The organism is Streptomyces mirabilis (assembly GCF_039503195.1).
GTDB classification, from domain to species: domain Bacteria; phylum Actinomycetota; class Actinomycetes; order Streptomycetales; family Streptomycetaceae; genus Streptomyces; species Streptomyces mirabilis_D.
The window spans coordinates 7,922,698-7,942,341 of sequence record NZ_JBCJKP010000001.1; the positions used below are offsets into that span (position 1 = coordinate 7,922,698).

Annotated in this window: 14 protein-coding genes; 9 read left to right on the forward strand and 5 right to left on the reverse strand. The window is 71.0% G+C overall.

All coding sequences use genetic code 11. From position 1 onward, the window contains the following. Positions 1-39: 39 nt before the first annotated feature. The 5 genes from AAFF41_RS36070 to AAFF41_RS36090 form a co-directional block, all read right to left on the reverse strand. Positions 40-921: a carbohydrate ABC transporter permease gene (locus tag AAFF41_RS36070; protein WP_319750961.1), complete on the reverse strand. Its 882-nt coding sequence runs from the start codon at positions 919-921 to the stop codon at positions 40-42. Next, complete coding sequence (locus tag AAFF41_RS36075; protein ID WP_319750960.1) at positions 918-1,880, reverse strand: carbohydrate ABC transporter permease; 963 nt, start codon at positions 1,878-1,880, stop codon at positions 918-920. The genes AAFF41_RS36070 and AAFF41_RS36075 overlap by 4 nt, the downstream gene beginning before the upstream one ends. Positions 1,881-1,912: 32 nt before the next feature. Continuing rightward, complete coding sequence (locus tag AAFF41_RS36080) at positions 1,913-3,175, reverse strand: ABC transporter substrate-binding protein (protein WP_097286718.1); 1,263 nt, start codon at positions 3,173-3,175, stop codon at positions 1,913-1,915. A gap of 190 nt (positions 3,176-3,365) precedes the next feature. Beyond that, a complete protein-coding gene (locus tag AAFF41_RS36085; protein ID WP_319750959.1) occupies positions 3,366-4,613 on the reverse strand; it encodes an ROK family transcriptional regulator in 1,248 nt (415 codons plus the stop codon). Between the two features lie 84 nt (positions 4,614-4,697). Next, a complete protein-coding gene (locus AAFF41_RS36090) occupies positions 4,698-5,948 on the reverse strand; it encodes an FAD-binding protein (RefSeq protein WP_343325259.1) in 1,251 nt (416 codons plus the stop codon). 243 nt (positions 5,949-6,191) lie between these two features. On the opposite strand from AAFF41_RS36090, the gene AAFF41_RS36095 reads away from it, so the two are divergent. The 9 genes from AAFF41_RS36095 (at position 6,192) to AAFF41_RS36135 (ending at position 19,549) form a co-directional block, all read left to right on the forward strand. Then, the gene (locus AAFF41_RS36095; RefSeq protein WP_319750957.1) at positions 6,192-7,199 is read left to right on the forward strand and encodes a hydroxyacid dehydrogenase; all 1,008 of its coding nucleotides are present in this window, start codon (positions 6,192-6,194) and stop codon (positions 7,197-7,199) included. A gap of 539 nt (positions 7,200-7,738) precedes the next feature. Continuing rightward, entirely contained in the window at positions 7,739-9,085 is a 1,347-nt protein-coding gene (locus AAFF41_RS36100) for a radical SAM protein (RefSeq protein ID WP_343325260.1), read from the forward strand. 278 nt (positions 9,086-9,363) lie between these two features. Beyond that, positions 9,364-10,881: a cellulose-binding domain-containing protein gene (locus tag AAFF41_RS36105; protein ID WP_319750955.1), complete on the forward strand. Its 1,518-nt coding sequence runs from the start codon at positions 9,364-9,366 to the stop codon at positions 10,879-10,881. A gap of 413 nt (positions 10,882-11,294) precedes the next feature. Then, the gene (locus AAFF41_RS36110; protein WP_319751042.1) at positions 11,295-12,008 is read left to right on the forward strand and encodes a Crp/Fnr family transcriptional regulator; all 714 of its coding nucleotides are present in this window, start codon (positions 11,295-11,297) and stop codon (positions 12,006-12,008) included. Between the two features lie 114 nt (positions 12,009-12,122). Beyond that, positions 12,123-13,013, forward strand: coding sequence for a hypothetical protein (locus AAFF41_RS36115; RefSeq protein ID WP_319750954.1), 891 nt, complete (start codon positions 12,123-12,125; stop codon positions 13,011-13,013). Positions 13,014-13,018: 5 nt separating this feature from the next. Beyond that, a complete protein-coding gene (locus tag AAFF41_RS36120) occupies positions 13,019-15,541 on the forward strand; it encodes a hypothetical protein (protein WP_343325261.1) in 2,523 nt (840 codons plus the stop codon). Then, positions 15,534-16,631, forward strand: a complete 1,098-nt coding sequence (locus AAFF41_RS36125; RefSeq protein ID WP_319750952.1) for a hypothetical protein — start codon at positions 15,534-15,536, stop codon at positions 16,629-16,631. The genes AAFF41_RS36120 and AAFF41_RS36125 overlap by 8 nt, the downstream gene beginning before the upstream one ends. Further along, positions 16,628-17,176, forward strand: coding sequence for a Pycsar system effector family protein (locus AAFF41_RS36130; RefSeq protein ID WP_060898396.1), 549 nt, complete (start codon positions 16,628-16,630; stop codon positions 17,174-17,176). Before AAFF41_RS36125 ends, AAFF41_RS36130 begins: the two co-directional genes overlap by 4 nt. A gap of 99 nt (positions 17,177-17,275) precedes the next feature. After that, positions 17,276-19,549: a VWA domain-containing protein gene (locus tag AAFF41_RS36135; protein WP_319750951.1), complete on the forward strand. Its 2,274-nt coding sequence runs from the start codon at positions 17,276-17,278 to the stop codon at positions 19,547-19,549. The last annotated feature ends 95 nt before the right edge of the window (positions 19,550-19,644 follow it).

Sequence of the window (19,644 nt, forward strand, 5' to 3'; positions counted from 1 at the left end):
TCTCCTAGATCGTCCCTTGGTGCCCGTCGAGCTTGTCGATCAGCCCTTGATGCCGGTCTGCGCGACCCCCTGCACCAGCCAGCGCTGGAGGAAGAGGAACACGAACACCAGGGGCAGGATGGAAATGGCGGTGGCCATGAAGATCAGGTGGTAGTTGACGGTCTGGTTGGTCATGTACGAGGAGAGCGCGATCTGCACCGTCCAGGCGCTCGGGTCCTGGCCGATGACCAGCGGCCACAGGAAGGCGTTCCAGCCGCTGATGAAGGTGATGGTCGCGATCGCGGCGAAGAAGTTCAGGGAGTTCGGTACGACGATGCGCCAGTACGCGCCCCAGTAGCCGAGCCCGTCCACGCGCGCCGCCTCCTCCAGCTCCTTGGGGAACCCCAGGAAGTACTGCCGGAAGAGGAAGCAGGCGAAACCACTGAAGAGCACCGGAATGACGAGGCCCCGATAACTGTCCACCCAGCCCAGCGAGGAGACCAGCACGAAGCTCGGCACGAAGGTGACGGCGGGCGGCACCATCAGGGTCCCCAGGACCATGTAGAAGATCTTGTTCGCGTGCTTGTACGGGATGCGGGCCAGGCCGTAGCCGGCGAGCGAGCAGACCAGGAGGGTGCCCACCGTGATCAGGACGGCGACGACCGCGGAGTTCAGCAGGGAGCGGCCGAAGTCGACCGTCGTGTCGTGGAACAGCTCGGTGAGGTTGCTCCACTGGGGGTTCGTGGGGAAGAACTTCCAGTTCTCGCCAGTGATTTCGGGGTCCGTCGACAGCGCGTTGCGGGCGATCAGATAGAAGGGGACCAGGAAGAGCAGGGCGGCGACGCCGATGGAGACGTACAGGCCGGTGTTGCCGATGACGCTGCCGCGCTTGACACGGCGTGGCTTGTCGACCGGAGTGACTGGAGGCACGGTCGCGGTCACTTGTCGTCACCCCTTCCGAAGCCCAGGAACTTGCCCTGCGCCAGTGTCACGATGAGGATCAGCAGGGTGAGGATCACCGCGCCCGCACTGCCCTCGCCGTAGTCCTGGCTCTCGCCCAGTGCGGTGTAGTACAGCTCGACGAGCGGTGGCCGGCCCCAGGTCGTCTTCGCCAGCAGGTTGAAGAACTCGTCGAAGGCCTGGTAAGCGGCGATGACCAGCAGCAGGATCACCGCGGTCGAGGTGGCCCGCAGCTGCGGCAGGGTGATGTAGCGGAAGGTCTGCCAGCCGGGCTTGGCGCCGTCGATGGCGGCGGCCTCGTACAGCTCGGGCGGGATGTTCTGCAGCGCCGCGAGGAACAGGATCATGTAGAAACCGGCCTGCAGCCACAGTCGCAGCGTCACGATGACCAGCCAGTACCAGGGCGGATCGGGGTTGGCGAGCCAGGCGATGTTCTCGACGCCGAACCAGCCGAGGATCGTGTTCATCAGGCCGAAGCGGACCCCGCTGAACATCGACATCTTCCAGATCAGCGCGGCGGCGACATAACTGCACGCGGTCGGCAGGAAGAAGACGGACCGGAAGAACGCCTTCATGAAGCGCAGCCGGTTCACCAGCAGGGCGAGACCCAGCGACAGCGCCCAGGTGGCGGGCACGATGAAGACGGCGAACACGGTGAAGGTGACGAGCGAACCGGTGAATTTGCTGTCCTGCAGCATCTGCCAGTAGTTGTCGAAGCCGACGAACTTGCTCGGCGTCACCGTGAAGCGCGCCTCGAAGAAGCTCAGCCAGAGGCTCCAGCCGATCGGCACATAGACGAAGACCGTCAGGCCGATGAGGAAAGGGCTCGTGAAGAGCCAGAAGTTGAAGGTGCTGCTGCCCCGCAGCCCCCGCCGCGGCCTGGCCGGTGAGGCCTTGGCCGAGGCGGGGTGCGCGACACCGCGCGTGGTGGTGGTCGACATGTCGCTACCCGTCCGTCTGTCTCCGCCCCGGCCTATCCGAAGAGCTTCTTGAGCTCGCGGTTGACGGTGGTGTCGGCCTTGGAGAGCTCGGCCTCCGGGTCACCGTTCTTGCGGACGCAGTTGGCGAAGACGTCCTCCAGCGCGGTGATCATGGCCTGGGTCCAGCCGATGTTGTCGAAGTGTCCGAAGTCGTTGAAGAGCTTGACGCCCTCGGCGGGCAGGCCCGTCTTGAGCTTGGTGGCGGACGCGGCGATCGAGGCGCGCGGCGGGATGTGGAAGCCGTACGACAGCGCGAAGTCCTCCTGGTACTTCTTCTGGTCGATCCACAGCCACTTCACGTACTCCTTGGCCAGATCGGCGTTCTTGCCCTTGGCGTTGACGAACATCGACCAGCCGCCGTTGACGACCGACTGCTTGCCGGAGTCGGTGACCTTCGGGAAGGGGAAGATCCCGAGGTCGTCGCCGAGTGCCTTCTGCATGACCGGCATGGCCCACATACCGCAGAACTGGATAGGGGTCAGACCCTGCACGATCGCGGAGGGGTCCCAGTAGTCGGTCGGGGCGTCGAGGAGAAGGTGGCCGCTGGTGAACAGCTGGCGCATCTTCTTGATGCCCTCCTTGACGCCCTCCGTGTGGTATGCGATCTGGTTCTTCGCGTCGAGGGTGTCGGCGCCGGACGACCAGATCAGCGGGTTGATGACGGCGTGCAGGTCGTTGCCGATGAACAGGCCCTTGACCTTGCCGGTGGTGAGCTTCGCCGCGGCCTCGATCAACTCGTCGAGGGTGGTCGGCGGCTGGATCTTCGCCTTCTCCAGCACGGACTTGCGGTAGAAGAAGAACTGCGGGTCGTCGATCATCCGGACGCCGTATATCTTCCCGTCCACCGTGTGCGAGGCGATGTCGGCCGGGTTGAAGTCGGACTTGACCGGATCGATGATGTCGCTCAGGTCCGCCACCTGACCGCTCTTGATGAGCTGGATCTGCGGGTGGAACTCGAACACGTCGGGGGCGTTGTCGGTGAGCAGTGCGGAGAAGAGCTTGCTCTCGTAGTCCGCGCTGGTGATCCACTGCGTGTTCACCGCGGCCTTGTCGTAGGCCTTCGCGTACCGCTTGAGGGCGTCCTCGACGCCGGCCTCCCCGTACGCGTGGAAGTACTGCTTGATGGACTTGCCCGAACTCCCGCCCCCGGAACGCCCGTTGTTGCTTCCACACGCGGCCAGCGGCCCCAGCGCGGCCAGCCCCGCTGCGGCCCGCAGGACGGATCGACGGTCCCAGTTGCTGCTCATTGCCGACATGGTGACGTCCTTGTCTCTTGTACGGCTGCGGCTCGAAATCGCTGTGCGGTGCGGGACGCTAACCTTCTGTTAAGGCTTCGGCAAGGGGTTGGACGAAGTCTGTTCGAAGCGTTGTCTGCGGTTCGGTGGATCGAACAGGGGTGTCGGCAGGGCGAGTTGGCGGACCGCCGGTCCGGCGGCCCACCGCCTCCTAGAGAGCGGTGCGGCGCGGGACGGCCCTGCCGCCGGCGGGCTTCTGGCCCACCGGGTTCAGGGCGCCCTCCAGGGCGAAGGTCGCGGCGCCCAGGCAGACCGGGTCGGTGGGGATGGGGGAGAGGACGATCTCGGTGGCGGCCAGCGGTCGCCGCAGCGCGTGCCGGGCGACGGCCTCGCGCACCTCGCGCAGCAGCGGTTCGCCGAGTGCGGCGGCCACCCAGCTGCTGAGCACGACGACTTCGGGGTTGAGGAGGTTGATCAGGTCCGCGATGCTCGCGCCGAGATAGCGGGCGGTGTCCCGGACGACCTGGAGCGCTACCGGGTCGCCGGCGGCGACCCCGCGGGACAGGGCGTCGATGGTGGCGGTCTGGTCGTCGGGGTGCAGCAGCGGGCTCCGCGGGCTCGACTCCCGCAGGTTCCGCATGATCCCGGGCGCCCCGACGTACGTCTCCACGCAGCCGTGGTTGCCGCAGTGGCACGGCCGCCCGTCGAGGACCAGCGTCGTATGGCCCCACTCGCCCGCGCTGTTGCTCACCCCGCGGTGCAGCCCGCCGCCGAGCGCGAGCCCGGCACCGACCCCCGTGCCCAGGTTGACGACGACGGCGTCCCCGCGACCGCGGGCCGCGCCGAACCACAGCTCGGCGATCGCGCAGGCGCGCAGCGGGTTGTCGAGGTGGAGGGGGTAGGCGATGTGCTCGGCCAGCAGGTCGAGCAGCGGCACGTCGTGCCAGTCCCAGTTCGGCGCGTACTCGGAGATGCCGGTGTCGCGGTCCACCTGGCCCGGCACGCTGACCCCGACGCCCAGGACGCGCGCGCCCTCGACCCCGGCCTGCGCGACCACCGAGCCGACGGCCGCGGCGACATGTCCGACGACCTGCTCCGGGCGGCTCTCACCGGGGCGCATGTCCTCGGCGGCGCGGGCGAGCACGTTCAGCGCGAGGTCGAACAGCTCCACGCGGACGTACGTCTCCGCGATGTCGACGCCGATCAACGCGCCCCCCGACGCGTTGACGGCCACGAGTCCCCGGGGGCGGCCCCCCGCGGAGTCCTCGAACCCGACCTCGGTCAGCATGCCGAGGTCGAGCAGTTCACCGACGAGCGTGGCGACCGTGGCCAGGCTCAGCCCGGTGGCCGCCGCCAACTCCTGTCGTGAGGTGGGGGACGCGGCGATGATCTGACGCAGCACCTCGTAGCGGTTCGCGGTGCGGATGTCGCGCGACGTCCGCTTCGCCTGCTTGGCCACCTCGGTCCTCCGTACCGCACAGCGGGGCTCGACGGTCCCGGCGCGGCGCAAGGCTATGGCCTGGCGAGGACGTTCGACAAGGGGTTAGGAAAGGGGGTGAACAAAGTCCCGCACGAAGGCGTTGGTGAACTTGCCCGCCGGGTCCATGGTTTCGGCCAGGGCCCTGAAGTCGTCCAGTCGCGGGTAGCGCCCGCGCAGCACCTCCCCGGGCGTGGTGAACACCTTGCCCCAGTGCGGCCGGGGATCGAACGGCTCCAGCGCCTCCTCGACCCGACGCACCACCGGCAGGACGGCCGCCGTGTCCTCGACCCAGGTGAAGTGCAGGGCCACGGTGTCCCGGCCGTAGGCGGGGCTCAGCCACTGCCGGTCGGCGGCCACGGTGCGCACCTCGCAGATCTGCAGCAGCGGCGCGATGTGCTCGCGGACCGCGTCGAGGGCGCCCAGCGCCGCGCGCGCGTGCGGGCGCGGCAGCAGGTACTCGGACTGCAGCTCGGCCCCGCTGCTCGGGGTGAACTCCGCCCGGAAGTGCGGCAGTCGCTCGTGCCACGGTCCGGGCACTGCGAACTGCTGGGTGCAGTTCTCGGCGGGCATGCCCGGCACGGGGTGCATCGCCTCGGTGGCGGGCGAGGCCCAGGGGAAGTCGGGCAGCGGCTGGTCGGTACGGCGCTTGAGCCACACCTGTCGGAAGCCCGGACGCCCCCAGTCGGTGAAGAGACTCACGCTGTACGCCGTCGCCGCCACCGTCTCGAAGTCGAGCCCGGCGAGGGGAAGTTCGGTGAAGACGTGCTGGCTCACCTCGAAGTCCGGTTCCAGGTCGAGGGTGAGGGCGGTGACGACGCCGAGTGCGCCGAGGGAGGTCACGGCGCCGTCGAAGCGTGCGTCGTCGCGGCCGATCGTGACCGTCGAGCCGTCCGCCGTGACGATCTCGACCTCGCGCACGGTGGAGGCGAGGGAGCCGTTGGTGACGCCCGAGCCGTGGGTGCCGGTCGCCACCGAGCCCGCCACGGAGATGTGCGGGAGGGAGGCCATGTTGTGCAGGGCGAACCCGTGCTCGTGCACCCGGCGGGCCAGTTCGGCGTACCGGACGCCGCCCGCGACCCGTACCGTGCGGGCGGTCGAGTCGACGTCCACGGTCGGGGGCAGCGCGGTGAGCGAGACCAGTACGCCGTCGTCGCCGGGCTCGGCGATCTTGTTGAACGAGTGCCCGCTGCCGAGGACGCGGACGCGTGCGCTCCGCGCGACGAGCGCCGCGAGGGCGTCGTGCGTGTGCGGGCGGTGCAGTTCCTTGGCGGTGTACGTGATGTTGCCGGCCCAGTTGGTCAGGGTTTCTGTCATCCCTGTCGTGCCTCCCCGGGAAGTCGCCGTGCGCGGCCGTGCGGTGGCCACTGCTGGAAACTACCTCGGGGTCGGTCGGTCCGGTGTCCCGGCCCTGTCCCCTGTCGCGCGTGGCGGGCTGCGGTTACGGTGGAGGCGGTAGAGAGCGCTTGCTGTTTGGTGCTGTCCCGTAGCCGCCCTCTTGGGTGGCCGCCCTCTCCCGTAGTCGTGTTTCGTCAGTCACCGAGCCGGAGGGTTGACTCCTTGCCCGAGCGTCCCGTGGCGATGTTCGCCATGTCCGCCGAGAACGTGCCGCAGGTCTTCCCGGCCGAGGTCATGACCCGGCTGCGCGAGGTCGTGGACATCGACCCCGCGCTGGTGGCCGAGGACTTCTCGGAGCCTCGTGTGCGCGAGGCGCTCGCCGGGACCGAGATCCTGATCACCGGCTGGGGCTGCCCGCGGCTGGATGCGGCCACGCTCGACGCGGCGCCGAAGCTGCGTGCCGTGCTGCACTCCGCGGGCTCGGTGAAGGGCTTCACCACACCGGCGGTCTGGGACCGCGGCCTTGTGGTGTCCTCGGCCGCCGTCGCCAACGCGCTGCCCGTCGCCGAATACACCCTCGCCATGATCCTTCTCGCCGGCAAGGACCTCTTCGCCCAGCGCGACCGGCTGCGCGCGCGGCGCTCCGTGCCCGGGTGGGCCCTGGTTCCCGGCATCGGCAACTACGGCCGCCGTGTGGGTGTCGTCGGAGCGTCCCGAATCGGCCGCCGCGTGATCGAACTGCTGCGCCCCTTCGATCTGAGGGTGAGCCTCACCGACCCGTACGCCGACGAGGGCGCGGCGGTCGAACTGGGGGTTCCTCTCCTCCCGCTCGACGACCTGCTCGCCACCAGCGACATCGTCACCGTCCACGCCCCCCAGACCCCCGAGACCCGGCACCTGATCGGTCGCCGTGAACTCGGTCTGATGCCGGCCGGGGCGGTCCTCATCAACACCGCGCGGGGGTCGCTCGTCGACCACGACGCGCTGATCGACGCGCTGCGGGCCGGGCGGTTGAGCGCGATCCTCGACGTGACCGACCCCGAGCCGCTGCCGGCCGACTCGCCCCTCTACGACCTCCCCAACGCCTTCGTCACCCCCCACCTCGCCGGCTCCCAGGGCAACGAACTCACCCGTCTGGGCCTGACGGTTCTCTCGGAGGCGGAGCGGGTCGTTGCGGGGGAGGGGGTGGAGTTCGGGGTGGATGTGGGGGTGTTGGAACGGGGGGCGTGACGCGGCGCCCGGACTTTCCTCGCCCCCGCCGCCCCTACCCATCCCATCCCCGGAGGCTGCGCCCCCGGTCCCCTGCTCGGGGCTGAGTCTTCGGGATCCCCGCTTGGGGCTACGCCCCTGGGACTCCCACTTGGGGTTGCGCTCCGGGTCCCTCACTCGGGGCTGCGCCTCTGGTCCTTCGCTCGGGGGCTGGGCCCCGGAGCGGCTCTTGGGGCGCTGGGCCGTACCAGTCGCGGGACCCGTGCGCGGGGCTCGTCCCGGCGTACCCGCAGGGAACTCGCTGCGACGGTCCTGCTCGTGCTGTCCCTATGGGCGCCCCGGCGCGAGCCTCGGGTTCCGGGCCGGGGCTCTGCCGGTCGCGGCCACCTGGGGCGTGCCCGGGTTCGACCCGGCACCGCGGTCGGACGTGGCTCCTCCCGCGCGCATCGTGCGCCGCGAGGGGACCCGGCACGGCTGACGCACAGGCAGGGGCATACCGTGAGGAGTCGAGCACGGAGACTTGAACGAGTCGGGAACGGGTCGGGAGCGAGGAGAACGGGATGGTCGGCAGCCGCACCGCGTTGGTCGAGGATCTGATGGAGAGGTTCCCGCACGTACCGCGGGAGGCCGTCTTCAAGGAGGACCTGCTCCGCGGAGGTGTGGCCTTCGACGAGACGGCGCTCTCCGACAACGAGGACGGTGACGTCAAGCCGAAGTCGTACTTCATCTTCTCCTTCGACCACGGCACCCTGCCCGAGCTCGGCGAGGCCGCGCTGCGCCGCCCGCCCGAGGAGATCATCCTCACGGGTGGGCCGTACGACCTGCGGCGGACCGTGGTGTCCGTGCGGGTCAATCCCGCCTCGCCCTATCGCGTCGCCGCGGACGACGAAGGCATGCTCGGGCTCTACCTCGACGGGAAGCGCATCGCCGACGTCGGCGTGCCGCCGATGCCCGAGTACTACCGGCACACGCTCTCCAACGGGAAGTCCGTGATGGAGGTCGCCCCCACCATCCAGTGGGGCTATCTGATCTACCTCACCGTCTTCCGGGTCTGCCAGTACTTCGGTGCCAAGGAGGAGTGCCAGTACTGCGACATCAACCACAACTGGCGCCAGCACAAGGCGGCGGGGCGCCCGTACACCGGGGTGAAGGACGTCGAGGAGGTCCTCGAAGCCCTGGAGATCATCGACCGGTACGACACCGCGAAGGCCTCCACCGCGTACACCCTCACCGGCGGCGCGATCACCTCGAAGCTGCAGGGGCGCGACGAGGCCGACTTCTACGGCCACTACGCCAAGGCCATCGAGGAGCGCTTCCCGGGGCGTTGGATCGGCAAGGTCGTCGCGCAGGCGCTGCCGCGCGACGACGTGCAGCGGTTCAAGGACTACGGCGTGCAGATCTACCACCCCAACTACGAGGTGTGGGACCGCCGGCTGTTCGAGCTGTACTGCCCGGGCAAGGAGCGATACGTCGGCCGCGACGAGTGGCACAAGCGCATCCTCGACTCCGCGGAGGTCTTCGGCGCGCGCAACGTGATCCCCAACTTCGTGGCCGGCGTGGAGATGGCGGAGCCGTTCGGCTTCACGACCGTCGACGAGGCCATCGCCTCCACCACCGAGGGGCTGCGCTTCTTCATGTCGCACGGCATCACGCCCCGCTTCACCACCTGGTGCCCGGAGCCCACGACCCCGCTCGGCAAGGCCAACCCCCAGGGCGCGCCGCTGGAGTACCACATCCGGCTGCTGGAGGCCTACCGTTCGACCATGGAGGACTTCGGGCTGTCCTCGCCGCCGGGATACGGCCCGCCCGGACCCGGCCACGCGGTCTTCTCGGTGAGCTCCTTCATGGACAGTCTCCCGGCGCGGGAACCGGCGGTGGCGGAAGCGGCCGGACCGAAGATTCCGTAGAACCTCTCAAAAGTCAGACGGCGATCGAGACGTATCGGCCTCCCTTCCGTATCACCTTCCATACGGCGGGAGGGAGGCTGCGCGCGCTCGGACGTACGGCGCCGCAACCGCTTGCCACGCTAATTGAATACCTCGCTTGTCAGTTGTGTGGAAAGCGTGAAAGGCTCGGGCCCCGTCGTTGAGGCGGCCTCAACTCCCTTGTACAGAGGGTGAGTTGACGATCACGTTCCGACGTTTCTAGACGTTGCACCTGGAAGCAGTTGATGCAGGAGCCCCCCATGCCCGACCTGCCGACCCCCCAGAACGCCGCCGAGGCCGCGCTGCTCTCGGAGTGCTGGGACGCGGTCCTGTCGTACGCCGATCTGTGCACGTCCGGTTCCGCCTCGGCCACGCAGCTGGCGACCGAGGCGTTCACGCACGGCATCGACGAACTGCGCGCCGCCACCGCGGCATCGAAGAGTACCGGTACCGGACGCCGGGCGCTCAGGCTGCCCCGCATTCCGCTGCTGCTCGCCTCGGTCCGTACCGTGGCCGCCGCCTGGGAGACGAGCGGGCTCGGCCATCGGCTCGACCCCGACCTGCGCCTGTGGCTCCACTCCGACATGGCCGCCCGCTACGTCGGACCGCCGCTGCACCGCCCGCTCGCGCTGCGCGGCCTGAGGGACATGCAGGAGCCGGACGCCGTTCTGCTGTGGCTGGCCGAGGTCGAGTCGCTGCCGATGTCCGCGGTGGCCCGGCGGCTCGGTCTCGATCCGGCGGCCGCGTCCTCCGAACTCGCCCAGGTGCGGGCGCTGTTCCGGGACCGCTGCCACCGCAACCACCTCGACACGCCGATGGACGCCTACTGCCGCAGCTATGCGCGGCTCCTCGACGCGGTCACCCGCTCACCCAGCGCCGAGACGCCCGAGGACCTCTCCCGGCACATGGCGCGCTGCGTCGAGTGCGCGGAGGCCGCCGCCTGTCTGCGGCTGCACGGCGGCGGGCTGCCCGCGGCGCTCTCCAGCGGTGTGATCGGCTGGGGCGGCCTCGCGTATCTCGAACGGCGGCGCCGGGCCGCCGAGGCCGGCATGATCGGCGGACGCACGGACGCGGCGGTGGACACGGGGCTGAACGAGGGCAAGCCGGTCCGGCCCCGGATCGGCCGGACCGGGATCCTGGTCACGGCCGTCCTCGTGTCCGCACTGGCGCTCACGGTCTCCCTGATGCCCTTCGGCGGCTCGAAGGGCGGCGACGCGAACGCCGCGCAGGGCGAGTCGACGGACGGGCAGTCCGTGGCGGACCCGGGCCCCACCTTCCCCTCGGGCTCGCAGACGAAGTCGGGGTCGGGATCGAGGACGGGGACGGGGACGACGGGCTCGCCCGCGGTGGCGGACTCGACCTCGCGTCCGGCGGGCAACTCCGATCAGGAGGCCCAGGGCGAGTCCTCGTCGCCCGCCGGGAAGCAGGGCGGGGCGACGGGTTCCACGAAGAGCGCCGCGCCGGACTGCCGGGTCAAGTACGAGATCGTGAGCGAGTGGCCGGACGGCTTCCAGGCCACCGTCACCGTCACCTCCACCAAGGCCCTCGCCACCTGGAGCCTCGGCTGGACCTTCAAGGACGGCCAGCGCGTGGGCCAGATGTGGGACGGCACCTTCACCCAGGACGACTCCCACGTCACGGCCACCGCCGCCGACTACAACAAGACCGTCGCCGCGAACGGCACGTTCACCTTCGGCTTCCTCGGTTCCTGGACCGGCTCCAACTCGGCCGCGCGCAACTTCACCCTCAACAAGGCCAGTTGCCAGGCCGCTGGCTGAGCATCCGGCCGAGCGGTGTGACGCGCGAAGAGCCGGTGTGACGCGCGAAGAACCGGACACCGTCCCCTCACCCCGTCGCCACCTCCTCACCACCCCTCCGGCGGCGGAAACCTGATTTTCCGCCAAGTCCGCCACCCTGGCCGGTTCCCCGTGTCGACGGGGCCGGCCGTTCGGCGCCGGTCCTGACCTCAAGGTCGTCGGTGGGGCGGGAGCGGAGTCGGACGGTCCGGCCGCGGTCACCGGTGGTGGAGGCGTCATGAGGGGACGCCATCCCCGGGCGACCCACCTGGCACTTCGCCCCTTACCGACCAGTACTGCCGATCTGGCGTAATTCACTCGTCTCAATGCTTTGCTCTGCCACCATCAACGCCTCTGAAAAGTCAGGCGGCATGATTGCGGCGGGGGGCGTGGCCATGGGGCTGCTCGGCAATGAGCTGGCTTTCGCGCGCGCTCTGACCCCTCAGGAGCGCGAGAGCGTGATGGCTCTCGGCAGCCGGAAGCATTACGCGGCCGATGCCCACCTTCTGACGGAGGGTGACCGGTCCAGTCACGTCCTGATCATCATTCGGGGCTGGGTGACCGTTTCCGTGGCGACGGACCGGGGTGCCACACGGCTGATACTCGGTCTGCGGGGTCCCGGTGAACTGCTCGGCGAGATGGCCGCCCTGGACCCGCATCCCCGCAGCGCCACGGTGCGCGCGCTGGGTCCGACCGAGACCCAGGTCATATCCGGGGACGCCTTCCGCCGGTTCCTCGCCCTGCACCCCCGCGTCAGCGGTCTGGTGATACGCCAGCTCACCTTCCGGCTGCGCAGCGCCGACCAGGAGCGGTCCGCGCTCGCCTCGCTCACCGTGCTGCAACGGCTGGCCGGCCGGCTCACCGAACTGTCGAGAGCCGAGCCCTCCGGCCCCTACAACCCGGCCGTACCGGGCGGCGCCCTGCACACCGGCACCGTCGTCCAACTGGCCCAGGACGAACTGGCCGCCACCATCGGAGCCACCCGGGAAGCCGTCGCCAAGGCACTGAAGCTGCTGCGCACCCAGCACGTCGTGCGTACCGGCAACCGGATGGTGGAGATCCTCGACCCCGAACTGCTCGCACTCCTCGCGGACGGTCATCAGGAGTAGACCCACGCCTTGCCGTAACCCACGCCTCGTCGTGTGTAAACGGCTACAGACGGCCTTCGTCCCCGGGCCCGACGCTGAGGGGGACGGCAAGTGGAGAGAACAAGGGGGCACGGGGTGGACCACGACGCGATGGATCTCGCCGAAGCACGCTACGAGTTGGTGATCAGCGTCGACGCCCGGCGTTCCGGGGAGTACGACGACGTCGACAAGCAGCGCATGCGCGAACGGATCTACCGGGTGCTGGAGGCGGCCTTCACCCACGCCAAGGTGGCGCGGGACGCCGTACACATGGAGGACCGCGGCGACGGTGTGCTGCTGTCGGTGGCCGGCCGGATCGCGGTGACCCGCCTGCTCGGCCTGTGGATGGTCGAGGTGCACGAGAATCTGCGGGACGAGAACCGCGGCCTGAGTGTTCCCCTCGGGCTTCGGGTGGGCATGCACGTCGGGCCTGTCCGGCACGACGGCCGGGGCATCAGCGGGCGCGCGGTCGACCTCGCCTGCCGGCTGGCCGACTCGCCGCTTGCCCGACGGCTGCTGGACGCCGAGCGGGCCGACCTCGTGCTGGTGACCTCCCGGTCGCTCTACGAGGACGTGGTCAGCAGCGGCGGCAAGTTCATCGAGCCCGCGCACTACTCCTCGGCCCGCCTGGAGCTCAAGGAGGGCGAGGTCACCGCCTGGTTCCACCTTCCCGGCAGGCCCGCTCCCGAGATCCCCACCGCCGCACCGGCAGCACCTGACGCCGACCGTGCCGATGGCGTCGATGACGCCCGTGATGCCAGTGACACCCGTGATGTCCGTGACACCCGTGGTGTCGATGACGCCGGTGGTGTCGATGACGTCCCTGACGTCGATGACGCCCGTCGCATCGACGGAGAGGACCGCGCCGACGGTCCTCGCGCCCACTACACCGTCCACGGCGACATGTCGCAGCACAGCGACAACGTCTACCAGCAGCCCGTGCACATCGGGCGCATCACCGGCGACGCCGGCCGACGGAAGGGCTGATCGCGGTGGCCGACGATCAGCAGGCGGGCGGCGGCGCCGAGCCCGCACCCCGGAAGGGGGCCGACGCCCGTTCGCCCGAGGCCGACGGGAAGGCCAGGAACGACCCGCCCCGTGCCGACGAGGGCAAGGCCGAAGGCGACGAGGGTGCCGCGAGGAACGACGCCCCGGACGAGGGCGACGTCAAGAACGACCAGGGGAAGAAGCAGGAGGAGGAACGCGAGCGCGCCGCGGGGCGGTTCAAGGAACACACCCGCGACCCGCTCGCCGAGGAGCAGGGCGAGGACGGGACCACGGATCTCGCCGCCGCCTCGCGGGCCCGCCGTGCCACCCGGATGCTGTTCGACACCGGCCGGGACCTGAACAGCTTCGACCGCTCCTACTTCCAGAGCGCCCACATCGGCGACATCCACCTGCGGATGGACGCCCGTCACTCCGGTGCGGGGATGCGCAGCGGACCCGTGCCCGACGAGGAACTGCGCAGGCTCCGCCGCGTCCATGTGGAACCGCAGGGATACGTACAACTGCGCAACGCCCTCGGCGCCCGCCGGCTGCTGGTGCTCGGCGCCGCCCCCGGCACCGGACGCACCAGCACCGCGCTCTCGCTCCTCGACGAGGTCACCGGCCCCGCGGCGGACGCCACGGGCACGGAGCCCGGGGCCGGATCCCGGGTGCGCCGGGTCGATCCGGACGGTGGGGTGCGGAAGTTGGCGGGCTCGCTGGCCGGCGAGGGCGAGGAGGCGCGGCGCGGCACCGGTTATCTGCTGGAGCTCTCCCTCACCGGGCCCGGTGCGCTGCCCCCGGACGAGATGGACCTCGACGGGCTCGCCGCGGCGCTGGCCCGGTGCGAGTCGTACGCGGTGGTCGTCGTCGCGGTCGGGTCGGCGGCCAACCCGCTGCTGGCCGGGCGGTACGGCGGACTCTGCCCTCCCGCACCCACCCAGGAACTGCTCACCACCCGGTTACGGGAGCGGCTGGAGGAGCATGTCGCCGCCGCCCCGGACGGTGAGGTCCGGCTGGAGGACCTGCTCACCGGGGCGGAGGAACTGGCGGTTCGCCGGGACGTCAAGGACGCGGTCGGACTGAAGGACCTGCGCCCCGCCGAGGCCGAGTTGCTCGCCTCGCTGCTGGCCGCACACCAACTGGGGGAGGTCTCGCGGGACGAACTGCTGGCCGGTTGCCGGAGCCTCGCCGCCGACCAGGCCCAGGAGTGGTTCGCCGGAGTGGACCGGGCGCTGACGGCGCCTCCCGCCGAGCCTGAGGGCGGCGCGGGCCGGCCCGGTACGGCGGCCCTGTTCCACCCGGTGGCGTTCCGTATCGCTCTCGCCGTACTGGGCGGCGCCTCGCACAGCGCCGTGGCCGCCGCCGCCCACCTGCTGACCTGGGAACTGTCCGTACAGTGCGATCCGGACCACACCCCGGCCCGCCCGCTGTTCTGCGACGACCCGGAAGCCGATCTCGCCCTCTCGCGCGCCGAACTGACCGACGGCCGGCTCGAGGTGGCCGGGACCGAGGTTCCGGCCCGGCTGATCTGGTACCGGGGATCCGCCCTGCCCTCCGCGGTGCTCACCGAGATCTGGGATCGGCACTTCCCCGTCCGGGCACCGATCGTGCGCTGGCTGCGGCTGCTCGCCGACGATCCACGCCCCCAGGTGTGGATGCGCGCCGCGGTGGCCGCCGGGGAGCTGTGCGCACGGGACTTCGACCACGGATACGCGGAGCTGATCCGGCCGCTCGCCGAGGCGGCCACACCCCGCCGGAGGATCTTCGCGGCCACCACCCTCGACCAGGCGGCCGGTCACGCCTCGCACCGCAAGGCGGTGCGCAAGCTGGTCGACGACTGGAGCAGGTACGGGACGAAGGCGCTGCGCTGGACCGCGGCGATGGCACTGGGTTACGGGAACGCCGCGGACACGACGGAGGACGCGCTGGACGCCCTGGCCCGGATCGGGGTCCGCGACGACGGGGAGCAACTTGCGGTCGCCTCCTTCAACGCCGTACGGCTGCTGGCTCTCCCGGACGGTGCCAAGGTGCTGCGGCGGATGGCCGACTGGACCCACCACAAGCGCGCGGAGTACCAGGACCTCGGTCTGGTGACCACCGTCCGGCTCGCCGTGACCTCGGTGGACGAGGTGCTGTCCGACGAGCCCGACTCCCCGCTGGCCGACCGCGCCGACTGGCCGCTGCCGCTCGCCCTCGCCGTCCCCCGTCCCGAACTCGTGCTCCCCATGGCCGACTTGATGTGGAGCGCGCTGAACACGGCGCGCTCGAAGGACGTGGCCCTGGACGCGCTGGAGTCCCTGCTGCGTTCGGCGGTGCGCGGGGACGGCACCGAGGGGACCCGGCCGGGGCTGGCGGCGCTGCTGCCCGCGCTGGCGACCGAGGAGAACGACCGACGGCGGCTGGACTGGCTGCTGCGCCGAATGATGAACGATCCGGAGGATCCGCTTCCCGACGCGCAGGCGCGCACCCTGTGGTGGCTCGCCGTCCCGCCGAAGGAGAGGACGGGCGAGGAGGACAGTCATGGCTGAGGACCAGGACGCGCGGGCGAAGGCGAGGGAGCGGCTGAGGGCGCGGAAGGCGGCCGCGGGACCCGCGGGCCCCTTCCTGCGGGAGTACGCGCCGACGGGCGGATCCCCGCAGGTGAGCGCCCAGAAGGCCTCGGTGCTGTTCTACCGCAACGGCGGCTACAGCGTGGTCACCGTCTCCGGTGTCCGGCACGTCGACAAGCGGGCGCTGGCCCGGCCGTACACCGTCTGCGAGATCGCGCTCGGCACCTATGTGACGACGCTTCAGATGGAGTTGCCGGCCGCCGGAGGCACCACCTTCTTCAAGGCCGAGGTGGACATCCACTGGACGGTGACCGATCCCCATCTGACCGCCACCGAGGTCGTCACCGACGTCGCCCAGCGGCTCACCGCCCCGGTGCTGGAGCGGCTGCGCGAGGTGTCCTCGGCCTACCGGGTGACCCAGGCCGAACAGGCCGACCGCGCCATCACCCTGGAGTGCGCCGGCGGACGCTGGGCCGACCTGGGCACCGAACTCGGCATGCGGGTACGGCTGTACGTGCGCCTGCGGGTGGACGACCGGACGATCGAGCACATGGACGGCATCCGGGACGCGCACGCCTCGGCCGAGGTGACCCGGGTGCACCAGGCCGCGTTCCGCACGATGCTGCAGGGCGGCGAGCTGGAACAGCTCAGCTACATGCTGGCGGCCGAGCCCGAGGCGGCCAAGGACTTCCTGGAGAAGATCCGCCAGGAGGGCCGGCAGGACGAGAAGGAACGGGTCGACCGGCTCTTCGCCATGGTCGCCAGCGGCCAGATCCAGTCCAACGACATGGAGACACAGGCCCTCAACCTCCTCAACCAGGGCCGCCACCCCCTCCAGGGGCCCATCGGCTCGCTGCCCGCCCGCCGCGAGACCCCACAGCTGGCGTCGGCCGCCGACGAGCCGTTCACCCCGGACTGGGTGGCGGACGAGCCGCCCTCCCGGGCGGACCGGGGACCACGCGCGAGAGAGCCCTACTCGGGCGACCTCCAGGACGCCGAACCCGAACCGCCGCGCCGCCGCACACGCTCCCGGGACGACGGATGGTCCTGGGCGGAGGAGGACCGGTGACCGGCGACGGCCCGGCGCGCACCTCCCCCGACCCGGTCGGGCCCGTGCCGGACGGGGGTCCGCACGGGTCCGACCGGGGAGAGCGCATCGCCGAACGGCTGCTGAGCACGGTCAGGGAGGACCTCGGCCGGGCCGACGCGAAGGCGGCCGTACTGCTCTCGGGAACGCTGGCGCTGCCCGCGTTCCTGATCGGACGGCACGGCCCGCCCGACTGGCGCGGGCTCGCCGACGTGACGCTGATCCTCGCGAGCGTGCTCTGGGTGGTCGCGGTGACCGCGCTGGTCGGGGCGCTCATGCCGCGCACCCGCACGGTCCGCGGCCGGGACGGGGTGACGTACTTCGGCGACCTGCTGGCCCCCCGCGACCTCGCGGGGCTGTCCGCCGACGTCACCGAGGCCGGACGCGACACCGCCGGATGGCTGCTCGTCCAGGCCGTGGACGTCAGCTCGATCCTGTCCGCCAAGTACCGGGCCATCCGCTGGGGAGTGGGCTCGCTCGCACCTTCCACGGCGCTGGCCCTGGCCTGGAGCCTGACCGCCCGCTGACACGCGGCACAGCACGTACACGACACAGAGACGAACCAAGGAACCAGGGGGACGGCCGTGGAAAGCATCGCGGGAAGACGGCAGACAGGAAGGGGCCGGGTGCGCCGCCGCGCGGTCGGCGCGCTCGGCGGCATGGCGGTGCTCGTGTCCCTGCTGGCACCCGCCGGTCATGATCCGGTACCGGCGGCGGATTCCGAACCCGCCTTCCCGGCGGTCAACTACTCCATCGCCGTGGACGAGTCCGCCAGCCTCGCGCCCGAGGACATGAAGGCCGAGAAGGCCGCCGCCGCACGCATCGCGCTCGGCGACGTCTCCTCGTCCTCCCACGCCACCGTCTTCGGTTTCGCCGCCGCCGAGTCCGACGCCCAGCGCGCGGTGGACCCGGTCTGCCCGCGCACCACGCTGGACGCGGCGGGCCGCGAGACGGTCGGCACCTGCGTCGACAAGCTGCGCGGCCGCACGAAGAACGAGGGCACCGGCACCGACTTCCCGAGCGCGATACGCCAGGGAGTCCACGACCTCACCACCGGTACCGACCCCTCCCAGCCCCGCGTGCTGTTCCTGCTCACCGACGGAAAGCTGGACGTCCAGGACAGCCCCAAGTACGGCGACCCCGCGCACCGCAAGGACGAGGGCGAACAGCAGCTGACGCAGGAGCTCGAGAACGCCGCCGCCCAGCACGTACAGATCTGGCCGCTCGGCTTCGGACCCGACCCGGACAAGGCGCAACTCGACCGGATCGCCGCCGGCGGATACCAGAAGGGCTGCGTCGAACTGCCCTCCGCCCGCCCGAGCGCGGGCAAGGTCTCCGGGGCCAAGGACGTCGGCCCCATGCTGGAGAAGATCTTCGCCGCCGCCCACTGCCTGCGCCACGAACAGGGCCCCAGCAAGCGGCCGCCCGCCACCCTGGAGATCGGCATCTCGCCGCTGGCGACCGTGGGCAGCATCGTCGTCGACAAGGGCGACCCCCAGGTGAAGATCACCTACCTCGACCCCAACGGCCACCAGGTCCCCACCACGGGGACGTACCGCAAGTCGGGTTTCGAGCTGGCGGGCGGCAGCGGCACGGTCGAGGCGCTGAAGATCGTCGACCCGGTGCCAGGCACCTGGCGCGTGAAGGCCGAGGCGCCGGAGGGCCACCGCTCCCTGCCCGTCGCCGTCAGCGTGCTGTGGCAGGGCGAGTTGCGCGGCGCCATCACCATGGACCCACCGTCCCCGCAGGCCGGCGAAAAGGTCACGGTGACCATGCGCCTGCAGACCCGCGAGGGCTACGAGATCAAGGACGCGCGCGACTACGAGGGGCTGCGCGTCCGCAGTGAACTGACCGGCGACGGCTTCGACCCCCTGGCGCTGCGCCTCACCGACGACGGCCAGGGGCCCGACTCCAAGGCGAGCGACGGCTCCTTCACCGGTTCCGTCGAGATCCCCAAGAGCGCCGACGGGGCACTGAAGGTGAGCGGCACGCTGACGGCCTCGGGGCTGAGCGCCGACACCCGCAGCGAGGGCGGCCAGATCGCACCGGGCGCACTGCCCGTCACCACCGCGCTCGAACTGCCCACCGCGAACACCCACCCCGGCTCCACGGTCACCGGCACGCTGGCCGTCCACAACACCAGCAACACCTCGCACACCCTGCGGCTGTCCGTCGCCGACCTCAAGTCCGGGCTGCTCACGGTCACCCCGGCCGAGATCCAGGTGAAGCCCGGCGAGTCCGGCACCCGGAAGATCACGGTCGAGGTCGCCCCCCGCGACGTCTTCGGCGACCGCCTCGGCGACGGCGGACTGCAACTCGGCGGCACGGTCACCGTCGTGGACACCACCGACCACGACCGGACCCTGGTGCGCACCCCGCTCTCGGTCCGGGTGACACCCGAACCGGGCGTCTGGGCGAAGTACTGGTGGGCGTTCGTGTCCGCCGCCGCACTGATCGCGCTGGCCACCGTGGCGGTCCTCGCCTGGCTGCGCCAACGCCGCACCCGCAGGGACCCGTTCGGTCTGGTGCTGCGGCTGGTCTCCGCGGAGGGCGACGTCCTCGGCGAGCACCTCGCAGGACACGGACACAAGCAGTGGTACGAGTTCGCCGTCGTCGAACCCCACCGCAGCCCGCGCATCGAACGGCGCGCCCACGGCCCGTACGCCGTCCAGCGCAGCCCCGAGGGCGGAGCGGTGCTGCGCAAGCGCGGCGGCGGCCGGACCCCGCTGCCCGCCCGCGGCCAGGTCCAGCTGACCGACACGCTGAGCCTGGCCCTCGGCGAGGACACCCGCGCCTCGAAGGTCCGCCGACCGCGGCCCTCCGCTCGGACGACCGCGGGCTCCACCACCTCCGCGACCGGTACCGGCGAGAGCGGGAGCTCGTACGGGTCGTATCTGTGACGCCTCGGGCGGCCCGACGCCTCACCGGGCCGCCCTCGCGCACCGCACCGCGGCCCGGCCGCCGTGCCGCGCGCACTCCACGGACGTACCGAGCA